This window comes from Streptomyces sp. NPDC003027, assembly GCF_053591435.1.
Window position 1 is genome coordinate 33,316 of record NZ_JBSFTU010000033.1, and the last position, 22,708, is coordinate 56,023.

The following is a 22,708-nucleotide window of genomic DNA, read 5'->3' on the forward strand; positions in this document are numbered from 1 at the left end:
GCTGCCCAGCAGAGGGCCCCGGCTGCGCGGGCCCCTGCGAAGGCAGCCCCGCGGGCCCGTGCGAACCCGGCTCCGCGGCGCCGTACGACGGCGGCCCCGCCGGCGGTGGCGGTCCGGCCGGGGCGGCGGGCGGGAGGTGTGGTGGCGCCGCCGGGCGTGGCACCGCATCGGGCCGTGTGCCGCGCGCGTCGTATGTGCCTTCGGATTCCATGAACCGCTGCCCCCTGACCAGCCACGCCCGTCTGTGCACGGTCAATCTAGTGCCCCCACGGGAGTGAGTTCAGCGACTCGCGTCGGTGTCGTCGCCACGCGCCTATGTCCGTGGCGGACAACGACCGACCACGCAACACTCCCTATCGGCGCATGCCCACCCCCCTCCCCCACGCCTAGCCTGCGAAGAGACCACCAGTGCGTCCCGAACATCCCAGGAGCCCCGCATGAACGCTGTCCCGCAGGAGCGGCGCGTCGTCACCGCCATTCCCGGTCCGAAGTCGCAGGAGCTTCAGGCCCGCCGCCTCGACGCCGTGGCCGGCGGCGTGGGCTCCGTGCTGCCCGTCTTCACGGCCAAGGCCGGCGGCGGCATCATCGAGGACGTCGACGGCAACCGTCTGATCGACTTCGGCTCCGGCATCGCCGTGACCTCCGTCGGCGCCTCCGCCGAGGCCGTGGTCCGCCGCGCCGCCGCGCAGCTCGCCGACTTCACGCACACCTGTTTCATGGTCACGCCGTACGAGGGTTACGTCGAGGTCTGCGAGGCGCTGGCCGAGCTGACCCCGGGCGACCACGCCAAGAAGTCCGCGCTGTTCAACTCCGGCGCCGAGGCCGTCGAGAACGCGGTCAAGATCGCCCGTTCGTACACCAAGCGCCAGGCGGTCGTCGTCTTCGACCACGGCTACCACGGCCGCACGAACCTGACGATGGCGCTGACCTCGAAGAACATGCCGTACAAGCAGGGCTTCGGTCCGTTCGCGCCCGAGGTCTACCGCGTGCCGGTCGCCTACGGCTACCGCTGGCCCACCGGCGCCGAGAACTGCGGTCCCGAGGCCGCGGCCCAGGCGATCGACCAGATCAGCAAGCAGATCGGCGCCGACAACGTCGCCGCGATCATCATCGAGCCCGTCCTCGGTGAGGGCGGCTTCATCGAGCCGGCCAAGGGCTTCCTGCCGGCGATCGTGAAGTTCGCCAACGACAACGGCATCGTCTTCGTCGCGGACGAGATCCAGTCCGGCTTCTGCCGTACCGGCCAGTGGTTCGCCTGCGAGGACGAGGGCATCGTCCCGGACCTGATCACGACCGCCAAGGGCATCGCGGGCGGCCTGCCGCTCGCCGCCGTCACCGGCCGCGCCGAGATCATGGACTCCGTGCACGGCGGCGGTCTGGGCGGCACCTACGGCGGCAACCCGGTGGCCTGCGCCGGTGCGCTGGGCTCCATCGAGACGATGAAGGAGCTCGACCTCAACGCCAAGGCGAAGAACATCGAGTCGGTCATGAAGGCGCGCCTGTCGGCGATGGCCGAGAAGTTCGACGCGATCGGCGACATCCGCGGCCGTGGCGCCATGATCGCCATCGAGCTGGTGAAGGACCGGGCGACCAAGGAGCCCCACCCGGAGGCCGCCGGCGCGCTGGCGAAGGCCTGCCACGCCGAGGGCCTGCTCGTACTGACCTGTGGCACCTACGGCAACGTGCTGCGCTTCCTGCCGCCGCTGGTGATCGGCGAGGACCTGCTGAACGAGGGCCTCGACATCATCGAGAACGCGTTCGCCGGCATCTGACGCGTCCGCCGGAATCCAGGCGTACGACACCTCCTGTGAAGAACGTGTGGGGGGCCGATGGCGGGATGGAGATCCCGCTGTCGGCCCCCCTTTCCGTGCCGTACGGTTTCCGCAGATGAGAGAAACACCCCGCTCGCAGGGCACCGCGGGCGACAACAGGGCGGAGCCTCCCCAGCCCCGCCTTGACCGTGCCTTCGCGCACACCGCTGGAGCCTTCGGCTCCGGAACTCCTCACCGATCGGATGGCCGCCCGCCCCACACCCCCCGGGGCGCGCGGCAGCCCGGTCAAGGCGGCCTCCCCGGAACCACCCCCCCTGTTCCGGGGAGGCCGGCTGTCTTCTCGGCGCTCCTCCTCCTCGCCCTCGTCACCTGGCAGGTCCTCGTCGAAGGGCCGCTGGTCCGGTGGGACGAACGCGCCTCCCGCTCCGTCGTCGGCACCGTTCCGCGCGGGCTCTCCGAACTCGGCGCGGACCTGGGCGAGATGGCGGTCGCCCTCCCCGTCCTCGGCTGCGCGATGGCGTACGCGGCATGGCGCGGCCGGCGTGCGGCGGCCCTGTACGCGGGCGCGGCGATGGCTCTCGTACCGCTCCTGGTCATCCCGCTCAAGGAGTGGACGGCCCGCCCGGGCCCCCTGGAACCGTGGGCCGCGGGCTACTACCCGTCGGGCCACACGGCGACGGCGATGGTGGCGTACGTCGGCGCGGCGTTCCTCTTGTCGAACCGTCTGATCCCCGTCGCGGCCGCGCTGACGGCGGCTACGGGGACCGGACTGGTGCTGCGCGGCTACCACTGGCCCCTGGACGTGGTGGCCTCGGTCGCCCTGTGTCTGCCCCTTCTGCGGTGGCCTGTCGTCGCCGCGCGATACGGTCGACGTTCGCCGGAGGACCGGCAGAGGGAGGGGACATGGGGGACGAGCGGGGGCGCTGCGCCGTCACGGTCGAGGGACGGCCGTACGAACTGAATCCGTCGGGCGGCGAGGTGATCCTGCCCGGACACGGCAGCAAGATCCACCACGATCCGTCCTGTACGCATCTGACCGACTCGGGGACGCTGCCACGCCACCCCGACCGGGACGGTCTGCTGTGGCGGCGGCTGCTCGACGCCGCGGACCCGGCCGCGTACGCGCTCTCCATCGGTCTGCGCAACGGGCAGAACCGGCTGGTCACGGGGGTCTGCTCGTGCGCTCTGCGCCCCGTCGCGGAGAGCCACGCCGAGACCCTGCCGTACTGGCCCGTCGACGACGCGCTGCGCGTGTTCGACCGTGAACGCCACCAGGCCGCCGTCGAGGCGGCCGACCGCGAGGCCGAGGCGATCCGGGCCGCGTTCCCCTGGGAGGACTGGCCGAAGCTGTCCCTCGACCGCTACGCCCTGGGCCAGCCGGACGCCCCCGGCCAGGTCTACAGCCACGCCCTGGAGTTCGGCAGCAAGGCGCTGGGCAGCATCACCGGCGGTACGGCCAAGAAGCACCTGGTCTACCGGCAGAACAACGGCGCCTGGTGGCACGACAAGCGGTACGGAGACGTCACCGAGGCGTGGGAGGAGGTCCGCGCCGGGATCGTCTCCGCCGTCGAGGCCGCTCGCCAGGGCCGCGTCCGGGACATCGACGACCTGCCCGCCGTCCGCTCCGGCATCACGGTGATCGCCAAGACCCTGCGGATCTACGCGCCCGAGGCGACGCTGCCGGTCTACGCCGACAGTTTCACCCAGCACTATCTGGACCGTCTCGCGCCCGGGACCTCGGCCGGGCTCCAGCCCTTCGCCCGCAAGGAGCTGCTCAAATCCCTGGTGGACCGGGACCCCCGGTTCGAGGGCTGGCCGCCCCAGCTCGTCTGGTACTTCCTCGACTGGTGGGCGCCCGTGCGCCGGTCCGCGGCGCGCGTGCTCAAGATCGGGACGGGCTCTCTCATCGAGCACTGGCCCGCCTTCCTCGACGGGGGCCTGATCGCCGTCCACGGCGACCGGGTCGGCGATCTGCACCGGTACGCCGACCTGGACGAGTTCCAGGCCGCGTACGCGGACGCCTACGCTCTCGACGGAACACCCCCGCACCGGCTCGCCGCCCAGGCCGCCGAGGTGTGGCAGCTGCTCGACCTGCGCCTGGGCGACCGCGTGGTGGCGGCCCACGGCAGGAGCGAGGTCCTCGCGGTCGGCAAGGTCGTCGGCGGCGGCTACGCCTGGCGGCCGGAGTTCGGCGAGACCCCGCACACGGTCGCGGTCGAGTGGGACGAGGGATACGCGGGCACGCTGGCCCAGCCGGTGGCCGACTGGGGGGTCAGGACCGTCTCGGAGGTGCCGTCGGCGCTCTGGAAGCGGATCCAGGCGCTGGCCGGCGCACCGCTCACGGCGCATCTCTCCGACATGGCCGACGAGATCGCGCGGGACGCGGCGGACGCGGAGATCCCGCCGCTCGACGACGGTCTCCAGCGCATCGACGACGCCCTGGAGCGGCGCGGCCAGGCGGTGCTCTTCGGCCCGCCCGGCACGGGGAAGACGTACCACGCGCTGCGGTACGCCGTGCGCCGGCTGGGCGAGCTCTCGGAGGACCTGGCGGCGGTGGATCCGCTCGCGGAGCCCGGCAGCAAGGAGTTCGCCGCGACCCTGGAGGCGCTGACCCGGTCGGGGCGGCTGACGATGGTCACCTTCCATCCGAGCTACGGCTACGAGGACTTCGTCGAGGGCCTGCGGCCCGTCAAGGGGGACTCGGGGTTCAGCCTGGAACCGGTGCCCGGCGTCTTCAAGCGGGTCTGCGCGCACGCCGAGGCCGACCCGGGTCAGCTGTACCTGATGATCGTCGACGAGCTCAACCGCGGTGATCTCCCGCGCATCCTGGGCGAGTTGGTCACGGTTCTGGAGAAGGACAAGCGCGGCCTGCCCGTCACCCTGCCGCTGACCGGCGAGACGTTCCGCGTTCCCCCGAACGTCCGGCTGCTCGGCACGATGAACACCGCCGACCGTTCCATCAGGATGCTGGACTCCGCGATCCGCCGCCGGTTCACCTTCCTCGAACTCCTCCCGGACTCGGGGCCGCTGCTGGGCCGCCGGGTCGGAGAACTGCACCTCGCCGACTTCCTCGACGAGCTCAACCGGCGCATCAGGACCCATCTGGACCGCGAGAAGCAGATAGGGCACGCCTTCTTCCTGCCGGACGGCGAGGCCGTGTCCACCCCGGCCGAGTTCGCTGCGGTGATCAGGGGCGAGATCCTGCCGCTGCTCCAGGAGTACGCCTACGACGACTACACCCTGCTCGCCGCGTTCCTGGGCGAGGAACTCGTCGACCCGGTCGCCCACACCCTGAGGGACGTGGGCGACGAGAGACTCCTCTCCCTGCTCTACGACGAACTGCAGGTCGGCGCCGGTGGCCGGTGAGCGGGTGTGCGAACTGACCGAGTACGGCTCCGAGGTCTTCGAGGGCGTCCGTCTCACGGACGCCGACCGGCGGCTCCTGGCCGGCGGCGCTCTCGACTCCCGGCTCCGGATCCGCCGGCTCGCGGGTGACCTGCTGGAGGTGACGGCCTCCTCGTACGTGGGCGTGGTCCGGCTGGACGGCTGCGAGATCCGCGTCCGGCCGAAGTACCTCGGAACGGATCTCGACGTCCTGCGGATGCTCGACCACGCCTGGAGCCGGGTCCCCGACCCGCTGCCCACGCCCGGGGCGTTCCGGGAAGGGGCGCCGAACCTGCGCGACCTGGTGTGCCTCATGGTCGTCGAGCACGGTGAGCGGCTTCTGCGGCACGGGGTCCGGCGCGACTACGTGACCGTCGAGGACGACCTGCGCGTGGTGCGCGGCAGGCTCCTGCCCGACCGCCAGCTGCTGCGCCACCACGGCCGGCTGGACAGGCTGGCCTGCCGCTTCCGGGAGCACGACGCGGACATCGCCGACAACCGGCTGTGCGCGGCCGCGCTCGCCGTGGCCGCGCGGACGGCTCGCGCCGCGTCCGTGCGGGCCCGTGCCCGGCGGGCCGCGAGCGAGTTCGCGCGGCACGCGCCGACCCCGGCCGGGGACGTGCGGGCCGCTCTGTCCGCTCTGGAGTACCACCGGCACAACGAGCACTACCGGCCCGCGCACCGCTGGTCCGGGCTGCTGCTGCGCGGGGGTGGCGTCGACGGCCTCTTCACGTCCGGTCCGCTCTCCGCGCGGACCTTCCTGGTGGACATGAACCAGTTGTTCGAGGCGTTCGTGACCCGGCTCCTGGAGTGGGGCGCGGCGGGTTCGGGGCTGCGGGTGACCGCGCAGCCCCGGCGGCGGGAGGTGCTGTACGACGAGCGGGCCGCGCGGAGTTACGGCGAGGTGCGGCCCGATCTGCTGGTGTCCGGGGAGCGGGGAGGCGAGCCGTTCGGGCTGCCCGTGGACGTCAAGTACAAGCTGTACGGGGAGAGGAAGCTGGCGCCGGAGGACCTGTACCAGGCGTTCGTGTACGCGCAGGCCCTGGGCCGGCTGCCCGGTGCGGAGCCTCCGGTCTGCGTGCTGCTGTATCCGGGCGGCGCCACGGCGGTGCGTGAACGGGTCGCCGTACAGCGCCCGCACGGGCCGGTCGCGGCGCGGGTGCGGTCGGTCCCGGTGGATCTGCGTGCGGTGCTGGCCGGCCTGGCGGGGCCGGAGCCGTGGACGGCCCCGGCCCGGCTGTTCGACGAGGTGCTGGACTGACCTCCGGGTTCACCGGCCGCCCGTCTCCCCGTCCTCCCTCGCCAGTAGGCCCACCGCTTCGTGCATCGCCAGTTCCAGCAGGGAGGCGTCGTTGAGGAGCCCGCTTCCGTCCGGCGGCACCAGCCAGCGCACTCCCCCGGCCGCCCGTCCCGGGTACGGCACGACGACCCAGCTGCCGCGGCCCGCGCCGCGCACCCCCGTGCCGAGCCAGCCGGCGGCCGTACCCGGGGGCACGAAGAAGCCCGTCCGCGCGTCGCCGAAGTCGCTGAGGACCGGGCCCGGCCGGTCCACCAGCCGGCACAGTACGTCGAGCGTGGGGCGGCCGAGCTCCCCCGGCAGGATCAGAACGTCCCAGCGCCTGCCTGCGGGCAGCAGGGCGACCCCGAGGGGGTTGCGCTCCCATTCCCACCGGCAGGCGTCGGGATCCGGCGCCACCGATACCAGCCATTCCACTGCGGGCCTGGCCCCGGAACCACTCATCGCCAACGGCCTCCATTCCGTGTGCGGACCACGCGGACGCGCTGTCCACACCCAGAGAGCGGGGTTGGCGACGATCATGACGCGGGTTCGGTCACCCGATGGTGGTGAACCGGGGTCACCCCATGATCAAGTGGTGTGCGCCGGGGGCGTACCCCCGGCGCACACCACGCGGTCGGGTCAGCTGTCGAAGCCGAGGCCCAGGCGGTCCATCGCCTTCAGCCAGAGATTGCGCCGGCCGCCGTTCTCGTCGGCGCGGGCCAGCGACCACTTGGTGATGCCGATGCCGGCCCAGGCGATCGGCTCGGGCGGGAAGGGCAGCGGCTTGGAGCGGACCATCTTCAGCTCGGTGCGTTCCGTGCGCTCGCCCGCGAGCAGGTCGAGCATCACGTCGCCACCGAAGCGGGTGGCGCCGACTCCGAGGCCGGTGTACCCGGCCGCGTACGCGACCTTCCCCTGGTACGCCGTGCCGAAGAAGGCGGAGAAGCGGGAGCAGGTGTCGATCGCGCCGCCCCAGGCGTGGCTGAAGCGGACTCCCTCCAGCTGCGGGAAGCAGCGGAAGAAGTGCTCGGCGAGGGTGAGGTACGTCTGCGGGCGGTGGTCGAGCTCGGCGCTGACGCGGCCCCCGAAGGGGTAGACCGCGTCGAAGCCGCCCCAGAGGATCCGGTGGTCGGCGGTGATCCGGAAGTAGTGGAACCGGTTGGCGCTGTCGCCGAGCCCCTGCCGGTTCTTCCAGCCGACGGAGGCGAGCTGCTCCGGGGTGAGCGGTTCGGTCGTCAGGGCGTAGTCGTAGACCGGGACGGTGTAGGGCCGCACCCGCTTGACCAGCGACGGGAAGACGTTGGTGCCGAGCGCGACCCGGCGGGCGACGACCCTGCCGTACGGGGTGCGCACCCCCATCCCCGCGCCGACGGGGACCAGCTCGAGACCGGGGGTGTTCTCGAAGATCCGTACGCCCAGGTCCCGGCAGGCCCGCTTCAGTCCCCAGGCCAGCTTGGCGGGGTGGAGCATGGCGACCCCCCGGCGGTCCCAGAGGCCGCCGAGGAAGGTCGGCGAGTCGACCTCCGCGCGGACGGCGTCCCGGTCCAGGAGCTCCAGGCCGTCGGCGAGACCGAGCCGGCGGGCCTCCTCGTACATCGCGGCGAGTTCGTCGAGCTGGTGCGGCTCGGTGGCGACGTCGATCTCGCCGCTGCGCTCGAACTCGCAGTCGAGGGCGTAGCGGGCGACCGCCTCCTCGATGGCGTCGAGGTTGCGCTCGCCGAGCCGCTCCAGCGTGCCCAGCTCCTCGGGCCAGCGGGCGAGCCCGTTGCCCAGACCGTGGGTGAGAGAGGCGGCGCAGAAGCCGCCGTTGCGGCCCGAGGCGGCCCAGCCCACCTCGCGGCCTTCGATGAGTACGACGTCCCGGTCCGGCTCCCGCTCCTTGGCGAGGAGCGCGGTCCACAGTCCGCTGTAGCCGCCTCCCACCACGAGAAGGTCGCACGTCTCGGTGGTGGTGAGGGCGGGCAGGGCGGCGGGCTTGCCGGGGTCGTCCAGCCAGAAGGAGACGGGCCGGGCGTCGGAGAGAGATCGAGCAGCGGTACGCATGGCGACTGGGGCCATGTCTTCCAACTCCTTACGGAACCATGGAATCGCGGGACTACCTGAGCTGTGCTTTCTTGCGGCGGTTGGCGGCGATCTGGCCGCCGAGGACCACCAGTACCGCGATGACGAACATCGCCGTGCCGATGACGTTGATCTGAACGGGCGTGCCGCGCTGGGCCGAGCCCCAGACGAACATGGGGAAGGTGACGGTCGAGCCCGCGTTGAAGTTGGTGATGATGAAGTCGTCGAACGAGAGCGCGAAGGCGAGCAGCGCTCCGGCGGCGATGCCGGGGGCGGCGATCGGCAGGGTGACCCGTACGAAGGTCTGGACGGGGCCGGCGTAGAGGTCGCGCGCGGCCTCCTCCAGGCGCGGGTCCATCGACATCACGCGTGCCTTGACGGCGGTGACGACGAAGGACAGGCAGAACATGATGTGGGCGATCAGGACCGTCCAGAAGCCCAGCTCTGCCCCCATGTTGAGGAAGAGGGTGAGCAGCGAGGCGGCCATGACGACCTCGGGCATCGCCATCGGCAGGAAGATCAGCGAGTTGATCGCGCCGCGCGCCCGGAAGCGGTAGCGGACCAGCGCGAAGGCGATCATCGCGCCGAGGATCGTGGCGCCGAGGGTGGCCCAGGCCGCGATCTGGAGCGACAGGGTCAGCGAGCCGCACAGGTCGGCGACGCCGCACGGGTCCTTCCAGGCATCCAGGGAGAAGCGCTGCCAGGCGTAGTTGAAGCGCCCGTTCGGCTTGTTGAACGAGAACACCATCACGACGATGTTCGGCAGGATCATGTACGCGAGCGTCAGCAGGCCCGCGATGGCGACGAGGTTCCGGCGGATCCAACGCATCAGACCAGGTCCTCCGTTCCCGCACGGCGGATGTAGACGGTGACCATGATCAGCACGATCGCCATGAGGATGAAGGACAGCGCGGCCGCCGTCGGGTAGTCGAGCACTCGAAGGAACTGCGACTGGATGACGTTGCCGACCATCTTGGTGTCGGTGGAGCCGAGCAGTTCGGCGTTGACGTAGTCGCCGCTGGCCGGGATGAAGGTGAGCAGCGTGCCCGAGACGACACCCGGCATCGAGAGCGGGAACGTCACCTTCCGGAAGGTGGTGGCGGGTGACGCGTACAGGTCCCTGGCCGCCTCGTGCAGCCGGCCGTCGATCCGCTCCAGAGAGGTGTACAGCGGCAGGATCATGAACGGCAGGAAGTTGTACGTCAGTCCGCAGACCACCGCCATCGGGGTGGCGAGGACCCGGTCGCCCTCGGTCCAGCCGAGCCAGCTGGTCACGTCGAGGACGTGCAGGGTGTTGAGGACGTCGACGACCGGTCCGCCGTCGGCGAGGATCGTCTTCCACGCCAGCGTCCGGATGAGGAAGCTGGTGAAGAACGGCGCGATCACCAGGACGAGGAGCAGATTGCGCCAGCGGCCGGCCTTGAAGGCGATCAGATACGCCAGCGGGTAGCCGAGCAGCAGACACAGCAGCGTGGCGGTACCGGCGTACAGCAGCGAGCGGACGAACTGCGGCCAGTACTCCTGGAAGGCCTCCCAGTACGTCTGGAAGTGCCAGGTGACCTCGAAGCCCTTCTCCAGCGAGCCCGTCTGCACGGAGGTGGAGGCCTGGTAGACCATCGGCAGCGCGAAGAAGACGAGCAGCCAGACGATGCCGGGCAGGAGCAGCCAGTACGGCGTGAGCCGCTTGCGGGTGGCCGCCTTGCGGACCGGGAGGTCCGGTACGGGTGGAGCTTCCGTGATGGTCACGAGGCGTCCTCCACCGTCTCCACGCCCGCGTCGCCCACTGTCCCTGCGAGCAGGGACTGGGTCGCGTCCAGGCCGAAGGTGTGGGCCGGGTTCCAGTGCAGGACGACCTCGGCGCCGGGCGCCAGGCGCGTGTCACGCTCGATGTTCTGCTCGTAGACCTGCAGCTCCGCGCCCGCCGGCGAGTTCACCACGTACTGCGTGGAGACGCCGATGAAGGAGGAGTCGGCGATCCGGCCGGTGACCCGGTTGCGGCCCTCGGCGATCTCCCCCGCGTCGTCGGCGTGCGCGAGCGAGATCTTCTCGGGCCGGACACCGACGAGGACCTTGCCGCCGGTGCGTACGGTCGCGGAGCAGCGGTCGGCGGGCAGCTTGAGCTTGCCGCCGCCGGCCGCCACGACCAGGTCCGTGCCGCCGGTCTCGACGACCTCCGCCTCGATGAGGTTGGAGGTGCCGAGGAAGTTGGCGACGAACGTGGTCCGGGGGTTCTCGTAGAGGTCGGCGGGCGCGCCGAGCTGCTCGACCCGGCCGCCGTTCATCACCGCGACCTGGTCGGCCATGGTCATGGCCTCCTCCTGGTCGTGGGTGACGTGGACGAAGGTGATGCCGACCTCGGTCTGGATCCGCTTGAGCTCCAGCTGCATCTGGCGGCGCAGCTTGAGGTCGAGGGCGCCGAGCGGCTCGTCGAGGAGGAGGACCCGCGGGTGGTTGATGAGGGCGCGGGCGACGGCGACGCGCTGCTGCTGGCCGCCGGAGAGCTGGTGCGGCTTGTGCTTGGCCTTGTCGCCGAGCTGGACGAGGTCGAGCATGTCGCCGACCTGCTTCTTCACGGACGTGACGCCCCGGCGGCGCAGGCCGAAGGCGATGTTCTCGTAGATGTCCAGGTGCGGGAAGAGCGCGTAGGACTGGAAGACGGTGTTGACCGGCCGCTTGTACGGCGGGAGGTCGGTGACGTCCTTGTCGCCGAGGAAGACGGTGCCGGTGGTGGGCTCCTCCAGGCCGGCGATCATGCGCAGGGTGGTGGTCTTTCCGCAGCCGGAGGCGCCCAGGAGGGCGAAGAACGAGCCCTGCGGGACGGTCAGGTCGAGCGGGTGGACGGCGGTGAAGGAGCCGTAGGTCTTGCTGATGCCGGTGAGACGGACGTCGCCGCCGGTGTTCGTGTCAGTCATGGGTTGCGATCCCGGTTCGTAAGGGGTGGTCGACGGCTGCTCAGGCACCGATGAGCTTGGCGAACTTCTCCTCGTACGCCGTCTCTTCCTCGCTGGTCAGCGAGCGGAAGGCGTGCGACTTCGCGGCCATGGCCTTGTCGGGCAGGATCAGCGTGTTGTTCGCGAGCTCGGGGTCGATCTCGGCGAGCTCGGCCTTCACCCCGTCGACCGGACACACGTAGTTGATGTACGCGGCGAGCTGGGCGGCGACCGGAAGCTCGTAGTAGTAGTCGATGAGCTTCTCGGCGTTCGTCTTGTGCCGCGCGTTGGCGGGGACGAGGAGGTTGTCGGTGGACGTCATGTAACCGGCGGCCGGGATCGCGAACCGGATGTCCGGGTTGTCGACCTGGAGCTGGATGAGGTCTCCGGCCCAGGCGAGGCAGGCCGCGATGTCGCCCTTGCTGAGGTCCGAGGTGTAGTCGTTGCCGGTGAAGCGCCGGATCTGCTTGGTGTCGACGCCCTTCTGGACCCGCCCGAGGGCGGCGTCGAAGTCGGCGTCGGTGACGGTGCCCGGGTCCTTGCCCATGTCGAGCAGGGTCATGCCGACCGTGTCGCGCATCTCGGAGAGGAAGGCGACCTTGCCCTTGAGGGTGGGGTCGTCGAGCAGCTGGGTGACGGAGTCGACCTTGCGGCCGCCGGTGGCCTTGACGTTGTACGCGATGACGGTCGAGATGCCGGTCCACGGGTACGAGTAGGAGCGGCCGGGGTCCCAGTCGGGGCGGCGGAACTGCGGGGCCAGGTTGGCGTACGCGTTCGGCAGGTTGGCCGGGTCCAGCTTCTGCGCCCAGCCCAGGCGGATGATGCGGGCGGCGAGCCAGTCGGTGACGCAGATGAGGTCACGGCCGGTGTCCTGGCCGGCGGCGAGCTGGGGCTGGATCTTGCCGAAGAACTCGACGTTGTCGTTGATGTCCTCGGTGTACTTGACCGTGATCCCGGTGCGCTTGGTGAACGCCTCCAGGGTGGGGCGGGACTTCTCGTCCTCGCTGATGTCGATGTACTGCGTCCAGTTGGAGAAAGTGAGTTGCTTCTCCTTGGCCGAGAAGTCGGTGGAGGCCGGCCCCTGGCCCTCCCGCTTGGCCGGGGGGATGCCGCAGGCGCTCAAGGAGGCGAGGCCGCCGACCGTGAGCGCGCCGACACCTCCGGCGCGCAGCATCGAACGGCGGGTGAGGGCGCCCCGGCCGCTCGTCAGGCTGCGCCGCACCGCCGCGAGCTGCGCGGCGGACAGGCTGTCGGGCTCGTACTGCTCCATGCGCTGTGCCCTTTCGGGAGGTTGGGCCGCTGGTCGGGCGGCTGGGCCACGCGGCGGTAGCCGCATATCGATGCTTATCGGTCCCCGAAGATCGTGCGGTGCCAGTCCTTCGCGGCGACCGCCGTGTTGTCGTACATCACGTGCTTGACCTGCGTGTACTCCTCGAAGGAGTAGGCCGACATGTCCTTTCCGAATCCGGAGGCCTTGTAGCCGCCGTGCGGCATCTCGCTGATGATCGGGATGTGGTCGTTGACCCAGACGCACCCGGCCTTGATCTCGCGGGTGGCCCGGCCCGCCCGGAACACGTCGCGGGTCCAGGCGGAGGCCGCGAGGCCGTACGGGGTGTCGTTGGCGAGCCGGATGCCGTCGTCGTCGCTGTCGAACGGCAGGGCCACCAGGACCGGTCCGAAGATCTCCGACTGCACGACCTCGCTGTCCTGCGCGGCGCCGGTGATCAGGGTCGGACGATAGTACGCACCGTTCTTCAGGTCACCGCCCGGGGCCTCGCCGCCGGTGACGACCGTGGCGTAGCCGCGGGCGCGCTCGACGAAGGCGGCGACGCGGTCGCGCTGGGCGTGGCTGATCAGCGGACCGAGGTCGGTGGAGGGATCGAAGGGGTCACCCAGGCGGACGGTCTCCATCAGCTCGGCGACCCGGGCCACGAAGGCGTCGAAGAGCGGGCGCTGCACGTACGCGCGCGTGGCGGCGGTGCAGTCCTGGCCGGTGTTGATGAGCGATGCGGCGACGGCGCCCCGCGCGGCGGCCTCCAGGTCGGCGTCGTCGAAGACGACGAAGGGGGCCTTGCCGCCGAGTTCGAGGTGCAGCCGCTTCACGGTGGAGGTGGCGATCTCGGCGACCCGCTTGCCGACCGGGGTGGAGCCGGTGAAGGAGGTCATGGCCACGCCGGGGTGGCCGACGAGGTGCTCGCCGGCGGTCCGCCCCGCGCCGGTGACGATGTTGACGACGCCGTCGGGGATGCCGGCCTCCGTGGCCGCCCGCGCGAACATCAGCGAGGTGAGCGGGGTGATCTCGGCGGGCTTCAGGACGATCGTGTTGCCGGCGGCGATGGCCGGGAGGATCTTCCAGGCGGCCATCTGGAGGGGGTAGTTCCAGGGGGCGATGGAGCCGACCACGCCGATGGGCTCGCGCCGTACGTACGAGGTGTGGTCGCCGCTGTACTCACCGGCGGACTGGCCCTGGAGATGGCGGGCCGCGCCGGCGAAGAAGGCGGTGTTGTCGACGGTGCCGGGGACGTCGAACCCGGTGGAGAGCTTGATGGGTTTGCCGCACTGGAGGGACTCGGCGCGGGCGAACTCCTCGGCCTGCTCGGCGAGGACGCCGGCGAAGCGGTGCAGGGCGTCGGAGCGCTCGCCGGGGGTGGCGGCGGCCCACGCGGGGAAGGCGTCGGCGGCGGCCGCGACGGCGGCGTCGACGTCGTCGGTGGAGGCGAGCGCGTAGGTGTACACGCTCTCGCCGGTGGCCGGATCGACGACGCTGTGTTCCTCACCCGAGGTTCCGGGCCTCAGCCGCCCGCCGATGTACTGCGCGCCGTCCGCGAAGCGGTCCGTCACCTGGAAGCGGTTGCCCATGACGCTCTCCGTTGTCCCAGCTCGAATTGAGTGCCGATCCTGACAGAGGGCTTCTCACTCAACAAGGGATTCCGTTGTTGCCTTTTGATTACGCGACGGAATCGGTCGACCAAGTGTCGAGGGTGCCGCGAAATACCCGTACGGAGTGTCAGTGGTGACTGCCAGACTCGCGTGCATGGGGAAGATCGAGGAGCTGACGCAGCAGGTCAGCAGGGGTGAGAAGGTCAAGTGGCTGCACTTCTGGGGGCACCGGCCGAGGCCGGACGGGCAGCTCTCGGCGAGCTGTCTGAGCCAGTGGTGGCCGTCCCCGTTCGAGGTGGACGGGGTGCGGTACGCGACGGCGGAGCACTGGATGATGGCGGCGAAGGCGCGGCTCTTCGGCGACGAGGAGGCCGAGCGGGCGGCCCTGGCCGCGCGCTCGCCCGCGGCGGCGAAGAAGGCGGGGCGCCTGGTGCGGGGCTTCGACGAGGCGGTGTGGGAGCGGGAGCGCTTCGGGATCGTCGTCGAGGGCAGCGTCCACAAGTTCGCCTCGGACGAGGCGCTGCGGGGGTTCCTGGTCGGCACGGGCGGGCGAAGCGAGATGGGGGTACCCCCGGCCGAAGGCCGGGGGAGGGTGCTGGTGGAGGCGAGTCCGCTGGACCGCATATGGGGCATCGGCCTGGCCGCCGACGACCCCCGCGCGAAGGACCCCTCCCGCTGGCGCGGGCTCAACCTCCTGGGCTTCGCCCTGATGGAGGCGCGGGAACGCCTGCGCTGACCCCGGGGACGGGGGGCGGAAGGCAGGCGGGGGCGGGGGCCTTCCGAACCGCCCGCCCCTTTCCCGGCGTTGATCCGCGCCCGTCACGCCCTACCGCGCGTCGACCACCAGGGTCGTCGCGAAGGGGTCCTCCGGGTTGTCCTCGAAGGTCGACGGGTCCTGCTGGATCGCCCAGACGATGAAGCCCAGGAAGACCGCGCCGACCACGATGCCGACCGCGCCCAGCACGATGCCGGCTATCGCCATGCCCCGGTTCGTCGCCTCACCCCGGCCGGCCTTCTTGACACCGATGATCCCGAAGATCAGCGCGAGGATGCCCAGGACGACGCCGAACCCGTACAGGCAGAAGCCGAACACGGCGACGATGCCGAGCACCATCGCCGCCGTACCCATGCCGTTGGACGGGGGCTGCTGCCAGCCGGGCCGGCCGTAGCCGCCGGCGCCGTAACCGGGCGTGCCGTACGCCGGGTAGCCGGGGTAGCCGTACCCGGCCGTGCCCGAGGGCGCCATCGGCGCTGCCGGGCCCGTCGGGTAGCCGTAGGCTCCGGGGGCCGCGGCCGGGCCGCCGGGTGCGACCGGAGGCGGCGGCAGCCGGCCCGTGTCCGAGTCCCCCGCCGGCATCGACGTCATCGTCGGCTGGTCGTGCACCGGCGGACGGTCCTGCGCCGGCGGCGTCGCCGGCTTGCTCAGTTCCACCCCGTCGCGGTTCGGCGGAGCCCACGGATCCGCCGGGTCGTACCCGCCCCGCGGCTGGTCGCTGTTGTCAGACATGGGCCCTCCCCCATCGTGGTTCCGCCATGCTACGACCTCCCTCCGCGGCCGGAACGGCCCGGCCTACGATGATCCGATGACCGATCTCCACCCCTTCATCGCCGGACTCCCCAAGGCCGAGCTGCACGTCCACCATGTCGGCTCGGCCTCCCCCCGCATCGTCGCCGAGCTGGCCGCCCGCCACCCCGACTCCAAGGTCCCCACGGACCCGGAGGCGCTCGCCGACTACTTCACCTTCACCGACTTCGCCCACTTCATCGAGGTCTACCTCTCCGTCGTGGACCTGATCCGCACCCCGGAGGACGTCCGGCTGCTGACCTACGAGGTCGCCCGCGACATGGCCCGCCAGAACATCCGGTACGCGGAGCTGACGATCACGCCCTTCAGCTCGACCCGTCGCGGGATCGAGGAGCACGCCTTCATGGCGGCGATCGAGGACGCGCGCAAGGCCGCCGCGGGCGAGCTGGACGTCGAGCTGCGCTGGTGCTTCGACATCCCCGGCGAGGCCGGCCTCGACGCCGCGGAGGAGACCACCCGGCTCGCCGTGGACCTGCACCCCGAGGGCCTGGTCTCCTTCGGCCTCGGCGGCCCGGAGATCGGCGTGCCGCGTCCCCAGTTCAAGCCGTACTTCGACCGGGCGATCGCGGCCGGTCTGCGCTCCGTGCCGCACGCGGGCGAGACGACCGGCCCGCAGACGATCTGGGACGCCCTGAACGACCTGCGCGCCGAGCGCGTCGGCCACGGCACCAGCGCCGTGAAGGACCCGGCCCTGCTGGCCCACCTCGCCGAGCACCGGATCCCCCTGGAGGTCTGCCCGACCTCGAACATCGCGACCCGCGCGGTCGCGCACCTCGACGAGCACCCCCTCAAGCAGATGGTGGACGCCGGTGTCCTGGTGACGATCAACAGCGACGACCCGCCGATGTTCGGCACGGATCTGAACAACGAGTACGCGGTCGCCGCCCGGCTCCTGGACCTCGACGAGCGCGGTCTGGCCGCCCTCGCCAAGAACGCGGTGGAGGCGTCCTTCCTCGACGCGGCCGGCAAGGACCGGATCAACGCGGAGATCGACACGTACACCGACAACTGGCTGGCGCGCTGACAGCCGCGACAATGGGCCCATGGACCACGTCACTGTCGTAGCCCACCGCGGCGACCCGTACCGCGTCCGCGAGAACACCGTCCCCTCGATCGTCTCGGCGATCGAGGCCGGTGCGGACGCCGTCGAGATCGATGTACGGCTCACCGGCGACGGCGTTCCCGTCCTCCTCCACGACGACACCCTCAAGCGGCTGTGGGGCCACGACCGCGGGCTCTCGGGGCTCTCCCTCGCGGAGCTCCGCGAGCTCACCCACGACGGCGTCCCCACCCTGCGGGAGGCGCTGATCGCGGCCGCGCCGCACCGGCTGCTGCTCGATCTGCCCGGCGGTGACGAGACGTCGGTCCGCACCATCGTCCGCACGGTCCGCGAGTGCGGGGCGGCCGAGCGGGTGTACTACTGCGCGGGCGGCGTCGCCATGCTCCAGATCAGGGCCGCCGACCCGGCCGCGGAGATCGCCCTGACCTGGACGACGCTCTCCCCGCCCCGCGCCGTGCTCCTGGACGCGGTCCGGCCGCGCTGGCTCAACTACCGCTTCGGACTGGTGAGTCGCGAGCTGGTGGACCGGGTCCACCGGGACGGTTACCTCGTCTCGGCCTGGACGGCGGACACCCGGCGCACGATGCGTAAGCTGATCGCGTGCGGGGTGGACGCCATCACCACCAACCGCGTGGACGCGCTCGCCGCCGAACTGCGAAGGGGTACTCCGAGGTGACCGGAACCGACAGGATCCGTACGGACATCGCCCACAACGCCCGGGTGTGGAACTACTGGCTGGGCGGCAAGGACAACTACCCGGTGGACCGGGCGGTCGGCGACCAGGTCACCGGGCTCTATCCCAGCATCGGCGAAGTGGCCCGCGCCGACCGGGCGTTCCTCGGCCGCGCCGTGACCCACCTGGCCGCCGACCGGGGGGTGCGCCAGTTCCTGGACATCGGCACGGGCCTGCCGACCGCGGACAACACCCACGAGGTCGCCCAGCGCGTCGCGCCGGACGCCCGGATCGTGTACGTCGACAACGACCCCATCGTGCTCACGCACGCCCGCGCCCTGCTGACCAGCTCCCCGGAGGGTGTCACCGAGTACGTCGACGCCGACGCCCGGCAGCCGGAGCGCATCCTGCGGGCGGCGGCGAAGACACTGGACCTCGGCCGGCCGGTCGCGGTGATGATGCTCGGCATCCTCAACTTCGTCCTGGACACCGACGAGGCGCGCACCATCGTGCGCACGCTGATGGACGCGATGCCGTCCGGGAGCCATCTCGTCCTGACCCACCCCACCCTGGAGCCCGAGCTCGGCGGTGAGGGCAACGTGGCGGCGATGGAGTTCTGGAACGAGAACGCGACCCCGCCGATCACCGCCCGCACCCGCGCCGAGTTCACCTCGTTCCTCGACGGTCTCGACATCCTGGAGCCCGGCGTGGTGTCGTGCGCGAGCTGGCGGTTCGCCCCGGCGAGCGAGGTGGCGCAGTTCGGCGCGGTGGGACGCAAGCCGTAGCGGACCCCCGAGCCCGGCACGATCCACACGAGAGGCCCTACGGCGCTCCGGCGGCCTGGAGCGCCTCCAGGCGCTTGATCATCCGCCGTACGACGAGCAGCGGGACGATCCCGAGGACGCCGAACGACATGTCGATGACGGACCACCAGAAGGGGATGTCCCGGATCGGCCCGCAGATCAGGGCGAGCGGGATGATGCCGACGCAGGCGATCATGCCGAACTCGATGACCCAGATGTTGCGGACCGGGTCGCGGTAGGGCCCGTAGAAGGCGACGGCGATGACCAGGTGGGCGAAGGCGAGCCAGTCGGTGCCGTAGAGGAGGAACGGGTACTGGGCGTCGGCGGTGTCCACCCCCACCCGCACCCGCTGTATCCACTCCAGGAGTCCGGGGAAGGCGTCGGCGACCGGCCCGGCCCAGGAGGTCAGCGCCTCGTCGGCGAGGCGGAGTTCGGTGACGAGCGGGAAGGCGGTCGCCCCGCTGAGGACCAGGCAGACGATGAAGACGGCCAGCCAGACGCGGATGCGCTTGAGAAGGGCTCTCGGCCCGTTCGTGTCGCTCATGACGGCAGCGTACGCCCCGTCTGAACGCGTTCAAAAAGAGGGGTGCCGCTGGGGCCACCCCGGAAAAGCCGGACGGGCGGCCGGGGAGGAATCCCGGCCGCCCGTCGCGTCTCACCGTGGTGATCAGCCCAGGGACGTCATCACGTGCTTGATGCGCGTGTAGTCCTCGAAGCCGTACGCCGAGAGGTCCTTGCCGTAACCGGACTTCTTGTAGCCGCCGTGCGGCATCTCCGCCACCAGCGGGATGTGGGTGTTGATCCACACGCAGCCGAAGTCCAGCGCCTTGGACATGCGCATCGCCCGCGCGTGGTCCTTCGTCCAGACCGAGGAGGCGAGCGCGAACTCGACGCCGTTGGCGTACTCCAGGGCCTGCTCCTCGTCACGGAACGACTGCACCGTGATGACCGGGCCGAAGACCTCGTTCTGGATGATCTCGTCGTCCTGCTTGAGGCCGGAGACGACGGTCGGGGCGTAGAAGTAGCCCTTCTCGCCGACGCGGTGGCCGCCCGCCTCGACCTTGGCGTGGGCCGGCAGGCGGTCGATGAAGCCGGAGACCTGCTTCAGCTGGTTGGCGTTGTTCAGCGGGCCGTACAGCACGTCCTCGTCGTCCGGCTGACCGGTCTTGGTGTCGGTCGCGGCCTTGGCGAGCGCGGCGACGAACTCGTCGTGGATCGACTCGTGCACGAGGACGCGGGTGGCGGCCGTGCAGTCCTGGCCGGCGTTGAAGAAGCCCGCCACCGAGATGTCCTCGACGGCCTTGTCGATGTCGGTGTCCTCGAAGACGACGACCGGCGCCTTGCCGCCCAGCTCCAGGTGGACACGCTTGACGTCCTTGGCCGCCGACTCGGCGACCTGCATGCCGGCGCGTACCGAACCGGTGATGGAGGCCATCGCCGGGATCGGGTGCTCGACCATCGCGCGGCCCGTCTCACGGTCGCCGCAGATCACGTTGAAGACGCCCTTGGGGACGATGGAGCCGATGATCTCGGCCATCAGGACGGTCGACGCGGGGGTCGTGTCCGAGGGCTTGAGGACGACCGTGTTGCCGGCGGCGAGGGCCGGGGCGAACTTCCACACGGCCATCATCATCGGGTAGTTCCACGGCGCGACCTGGGCGCAGACACCCACCGGCTCGCGGCGGATGATGGAGGTCAGGCCCTCCATGTACTCGCCGGCGGACTTGCCCTCCAGCATCCGCGCGGCACCCGCGAAGAAGCGGATCTGGTCCACCATGGGCGGGATCTCCTCGCTCGCGGTGAGAGCGACCGGCTTACCGGTGTTCTCGACCTCGGCGGCGATCAGGTCCTCGGCGCGCTCCTCGAAGGCGTCCGCGATCTTCAGCAGGACCTTCTGACGCTCGGCGGGCGTGGTGTCGCGCCAGGCCGGGAACGCGGCCGCGGCGGCCGACATCGCGGCGTCGACGTCGGCCTGCCCGGAGAGCGGAGACGTGGCGAAGACCTCGCCCGTGGCCGGGTTGACCACCTCGATGGTCCGCCCGTCGGCGGCGTCCCGGAACTCCCCGTTGATGTAGTTACGCAGCCGGCGCAGCTCGGTGGTCACTTGCCACCCCTCCTGTCGTTCAGAGTTCGTCTGTCCCGATGGATGAGACACCCCCACAGTAGTCGCTCGGCGGACGCTTTCGACAGGCCCGACGCCTCACAACTTCGGATTCAGTGTGATCGCGAAGCCGAAACAACGAATTACATCGCTTCGGGCTTGCCAGACAGACGAGTCTCGGTGCACAGTGAGGTTGTGGCCAGTCAAAGCACGAACTCCAGAACCGGAACCGGTTCGTCCCCGACGATCGATGCCGTCTCGCTGGCGATCATCGAGCAGCTCCAGCAGGACGGTCGCCGTCCGTACGCCTCCATCGGCAAGGCCGTCGGCCTGTCGGAAGCGGCCGTACGGCAGCGCGTCCAGAAGCTGCTCGACCAGGGCGTCATGCAGATCGTCGCCGTCACCGACCCGCTCACCGTGGGATTCCGGCGGCAGGCGATGGTCGGCATCAACGTCGAGGGTGACCTCGATCCGGTCGCCGACGCGCTGACTGCCATGGCCGAATGCGAGTACGTGGTGATGACCGCGGGCTCGTTCGACCTGATGGTGGAGATCGTCTGCGAGGACGACGACCACCTGCTGGATGTGATCAACAAGCGCATCCGCACCCTCCCCGGCGTGCGCTCCACCGAGAGCTTCGTCTACCTCAAGCTCAAGAAGCAGACCTATATGTGGGGAACCCGATAGCCGTGAGCAAGGACCTCTCCAAGACCGCCTACGACCACCTGTGGATGCACTTCACCCGCATGTCGTCGTACGAGAACTCGCCTGTCCCCACCATCGTGCGTGGTGAGGGCACCTACATCTTCGACGACAAGGGCAAGCGCTACCTCGACGGTCTCGCGGGTCTCTTCGTGGTCAACGCCGGCCACGGCCGCCAGGAGCTGGCCGAGGTCGCGTACAAGCAGGCCCAGGAGCTCGCGTTCTTCCCCGTGTGGTCGTACGCGCACCCCAAGGCCGTCGAGCTCGCCGAGCGGCTTGCGCACTACGCCCCGGGCGACCTGAACAAGGTCTTCTTCACCACCGGTGGCGGCGAGGCGGTCGAGACCGCCTGGAAGCTCGCCAAGCAGTACTTCAAGCTCCAGGGCAAGCACACCAAGTACAAGGTCATCTCCCGCGCGGTCGCCTACCACGGCACCCCGCAGGGCGCCCTGTCGATCACCGGCCTGCCCGCCCTCAAGGCCCCCTTCGAGCCGCTGGTCCCCGGCGCGCACAAGGTGCCGAACACCAACATCTACCGCGCCCCGATCCACGGCGACGACCCCGAGGCCTTCGGCCGCTGGGCCGCCGACCAGATCGAGCAGCAGATCCTCTTCGAGGGCCCCGAGACCGTCGCGGCCGTCTTCCTGGAGCCGGTGCAGAACGCCGGCGGCTGCTTCCCGCCGCCGCCCGGGTACTTCCAGCGCGTCCGCGAGATCTGCGACCAGTACGACGTGCTCCTCGTCTCCGACGAGACGATCTGCGCCTTCGGCCGCCTCGGCACGATGTTCGCCTGTGACAAGTTCGACTACGTCCCGGACATGATCACCTGCGCCAAGGGCATGACCTCGGGCTACTCCCCGATCGGCGCCTGCATCATCTCGGACCGCCTCGCGGAGCCGTTCTACAAGGGCGACAACACCTTCCTGCACGGCTACACCTTCGGTGGCCACCCGGTGTCGTCGGCGGTCGCGATCGCCAACCTCGACATCTTCGACAAGGAAGGCCTGAACCAGCACGTGCTGGACCAGGAGGGCAACTTCTTCGACACCCTGAAGAAGCTGCACGACCTGCCGATCGTCGGCGACGTCCGCGGCAACGGCTTCTTCTACGGCATCGAGCTCGTCAAGGACAAGGTCACCAAGGAGTCCTTCACGGACGAGGAGACCGAGCGCGTGCTCTACGGCTACCTCTCCAAGGCGCTCTTCGACAACGGCCTGTACTGCCGTGCCGACGACCGCGGCGACCCGGTCATCCAGCTGGCCCCGCCGCTGATCGCCGACCAGGGCACCTTCGACGAGATCGAAGGCATCCTGCGCTCGGTGCTCACCGAGGCGTGGACCAAGCTCTGATCCCGTCCGGCTGACACCGGTACGACCTCACGCCGCCCTCACGGCGTGACCCCGGCCCGGGCATGCCGCCATCCGAGTGGATGGCGGCGGCCCGGGCCGCGTGCTGTCCGTACAAGCGGATCTGAATCC

General features: G+C 70.6%; 20 protein-coding genes. 10 read left to right on the forward strand and 10 right to left on the reverse strand.

Features of this window, described 5'->3' with window-relative positions; all coding sequences use genetic code 11:
• Window positions 1–437: 437 nt before the first annotated feature.
• The 4 genes from gabT to ACWDX6_RS22325 all read left to right on the forward strand — a co-directional run bounded on the left by gabT (window position 438) and on the right by ACWDX6_RS22325 (window position 6,417).
• The gene (gene gabT, locus ACWDX6_RS22310; RefSeq protein WP_451486642.1) at window positions 438–1,772 is read left to right on the forward strand and encodes a 4-aminobutyrate--2-oxoglutarate transaminase; all 1,335 of its coding nucleotides are present in this window, start codon (window positions 438–440) and stop codon (window positions 1,770–1,772) included.
• A gap of 115 nt (window positions 1,773–1,887) precedes the next feature.
• Window positions 1,888–2,733 carry a phosphatase PAP2 family protein gene (locus tag ACWDX6_RS22315; protein WP_451486643.1) on the forward strand — a complete coding sequence of 282 codons (846 nt, stop codon included), beginning with the start codon at window positions 1,888–1,890 and terminating at the stop codon, window positions 2,731–2,733.
• A complete protein-coding gene (locus ACWDX6_RS22320) occupies window positions 2,676–5,138 on the forward strand; it encodes an McrB family protein (RefSeq protein WP_451486644.1) in 2,463 nt (820 codons plus the stop codon). The genes ACWDX6_RS22315 and ACWDX6_RS22320 overlap by 58 nt, the downstream gene beginning before the upstream one ends.
• The gene (locus ACWDX6_RS22325; protein ID WP_451486645.1) at window positions 5,128–6,417 is read left to right on the forward strand and encodes an McrC family protein; all 1,290 of its coding nucleotides are present in this window, start codon (window positions 5,128–5,130) and stop codon (window positions 6,415–6,417) included. Before ACWDX6_RS22320 ends, ACWDX6_RS22325 begins: the two co-directional genes overlap by 11 nt.
• 9 nt (window positions 6,418–6,426) lie before the next feature.
• Here ACWDX6_RS22325 and ACWDX6_RS22330 read toward each other — a convergent pair whose 3' ends face one another.
• From ACWDX6_RS22330 to ACWDX6_RS22360, 7 genes are all read right to left on the reverse strand, one after another.
• Window positions 6,427–6,897 carry a hypothetical protein gene (locus ACWDX6_RS22330; protein ID WP_451486646.1) on the reverse strand — a complete coding sequence of 157 codons (471 nt, stop codon included), beginning with the start codon at window positions 6,895–6,897 and terminating at the stop codon, window positions 6,427–6,429.
• A 177-nt stretch (window positions 6,898–7,074) separates the two neighbouring features.
• Window positions 7,075–8,493 (reverse strand): NAD(P)/FAD-dependent oxidoreductase, encoded by a 1,419-nt coding sequence (locus ACWDX6_RS22335; RefSeq protein WP_451486647.1) that lies wholly within the window; start codon window positions 8,491–8,493, stop codon window positions 7,075–7,077.
• A gap of 37 nt (window positions 8,494–8,530) precedes the next feature.
• Window positions 8,531–9,325: an ABC transporter permease gene (locus tag ACWDX6_RS22340; RefSeq protein ID WP_451486648.1), complete on the reverse strand. Its 795-nt coding sequence runs from the start codon at window positions 9,323–9,325 to the stop codon at window positions 8,531–8,533.
• Window positions 9,325–10,242, reverse strand: coding sequence for an ABC transporter permease (locus tag ACWDX6_RS22345; RefSeq protein ID WP_451486649.1), 918 nt, complete (start codon window positions 10,240–10,242; stop codon window positions 9,325–9,327). The genes ACWDX6_RS22340 and ACWDX6_RS22345 overlap by 1 nt, the downstream gene beginning before the upstream one ends.
• Window positions 10,239–11,408, reverse strand: a complete 1,170-nt coding sequence (locus tag ACWDX6_RS22350) for an ABC transporter ATP-binding protein (RefSeq protein WP_451486650.1) — start codon at window positions 11,406–11,408, stop codon at window positions 10,239–10,241. The genes ACWDX6_RS22345 and ACWDX6_RS22350 overlap by 4 nt, the downstream gene beginning before the upstream one ends.
• Before the next feature lie 40 nt (window positions 11,409–11,448).
• On the reverse strand, window positions 11,449–12,696 hold the full coding sequence (locus tag ACWDX6_RS22355) for a polyamine ABC transporter substrate-binding protein (protein ID WP_451486651.1): 1,248 nt from the start codon (window positions 12,694–12,696) through the stop codon (window positions 11,449–11,451).
• Between the two features lie 74 nt (window positions 12,697–12,770).
• Window positions 12,771–14,285, reverse strand: a complete 1,515-nt coding sequence (locus tag ACWDX6_RS22360; RefSeq protein WP_451486652.1) for a gamma-aminobutyraldehyde dehydrogenase — start codon at window positions 14,283–14,285, stop codon at window positions 12,771–12,773.
• A gap of 175 nt (window positions 14,286–14,460) precedes the next feature.
• On the opposite strand from ACWDX6_RS22360, the gene ACWDX6_RS22365 reads away from it, so the two are divergent.
• Complete coding sequence (locus tag ACWDX6_RS22365) at window positions 14,461–15,042, forward strand: NADAR family protein (RefSeq protein WP_451486653.1); 582 nt, start codon at window positions 14,461–14,463, stop codon at window positions 15,040–15,042.
• 90 nt (window positions 15,043–15,132) lie between these two features.
• Here the strand turns inward: ACWDX6_RS22365 and ACWDX6_RS22370 are convergent, their stop codons facing one another.
• On the reverse strand, window positions 15,133–15,813 hold the full coding sequence (locus tag ACWDX6_RS22370; protein WP_451486654.1) for a DUF4190 domain-containing protein: 681 nt from the start codon (window positions 15,811–15,813) through the stop codon (window positions 15,133–15,135).
• Window positions 15,814–15,889: 76 nt separating this feature from the next.
• On the opposite strand from ACWDX6_RS22370, the gene ACWDX6_RS22375 reads away from it, so the two are divergent.
• Genes ACWDX6_RS22375 through ACWDX6_RS22385 form a run of 3 tightly spaced genes read left to right on the forward strand, consistent with a single transcriptional unit; the run spans window position 15,890 to window position 18,409 of the window.
• The gene (locus ACWDX6_RS22375; protein WP_451486655.1) at window positions 15,890–16,915 is read left to right on the forward strand and encodes an adenosine deaminase; all 1,026 of its coding nucleotides are present in this window, start codon (window positions 15,890–15,892) and stop codon (window positions 16,913–16,915) included.
• A gap of 19 nt (window positions 16,916–16,934) precedes the next feature.
• Window positions 16,935–17,627 carry a glycerophosphodiester phosphodiesterase gene (locus ACWDX6_RS22380; RefSeq protein ID WP_451486656.1) on the forward strand — a complete coding sequence of 231 codons (693 nt, stop codon included), beginning with the start codon at window positions 16,935–16,937 and terminating at the stop codon, window positions 17,625–17,627.
• Window positions 17,624–18,409 (forward strand): SAM-dependent methyltransferase, encoded by a 786-nt coding sequence (locus tag ACWDX6_RS22385; protein ID WP_451486657.1) that lies wholly within the window; start codon window positions 17,624–17,626, stop codon window positions 18,407–18,409. Before ACWDX6_RS22380 ends, ACWDX6_RS22385 begins: the two co-directional genes overlap by 4 nt.
• A 37-nt stretch (window positions 18,410–18,446) precedes the next feature.
• Here ACWDX6_RS22385 and ACWDX6_RS22390 read toward each other — a convergent pair whose 3' ends face one another.
• Both ACWDX6_RS22390 and ACWDX6_RS22395 read right to left on the reverse strand, forming a co-directional pair.
• Window positions 18,447–18,971: a hypothetical protein gene (locus ACWDX6_RS22390; RefSeq protein ID WP_451486658.1), complete on the reverse strand. Its 525-nt coding sequence runs from the start codon at window positions 18,969–18,971 to the stop codon at window positions 18,447–18,449.
• A gap of 123 nt (window positions 18,972–19,094) precedes the next feature.
• Window positions 19,095–20,531, reverse strand: coding sequence for a gamma-aminobutyraldehyde dehydrogenase (locus ACWDX6_RS22395; protein WP_403294533.1), 1,437 nt, complete (start codon window positions 20,529–20,531; stop codon window positions 19,095–19,097).
• Between the two features lie 177 nt (window positions 20,532–20,708).
• Between ACWDX6_RS22395 and ACWDX6_RS22400 the strand changes: the two genes are divergently transcribed.
• Both ACWDX6_RS22400 and ACWDX6_RS22405 read left to right on the forward strand, forming a co-directional pair.
• Complete coding sequence (locus ACWDX6_RS22400) at window positions 20,709–21,215, forward strand: Lrp/AsnC family transcriptional regulator (protein WP_158990999.1); 507 nt, start codon at window positions 20,709–20,711, stop codon at window positions 21,213–21,215.
• A complete protein-coding gene (locus ACWDX6_RS22405; RefSeq protein WP_451486659.1) occupies window positions 21,200–22,579 on the forward strand; it encodes an aspartate aminotransferase family protein in 1,380 nt (459 codons plus the stop codon). The genes ACWDX6_RS22400 and ACWDX6_RS22405 overlap by 16 nt, the downstream gene beginning before the upstream one ends.
• Window positions 22,580–22,708 lie beyond the last annotated feature (129 nt).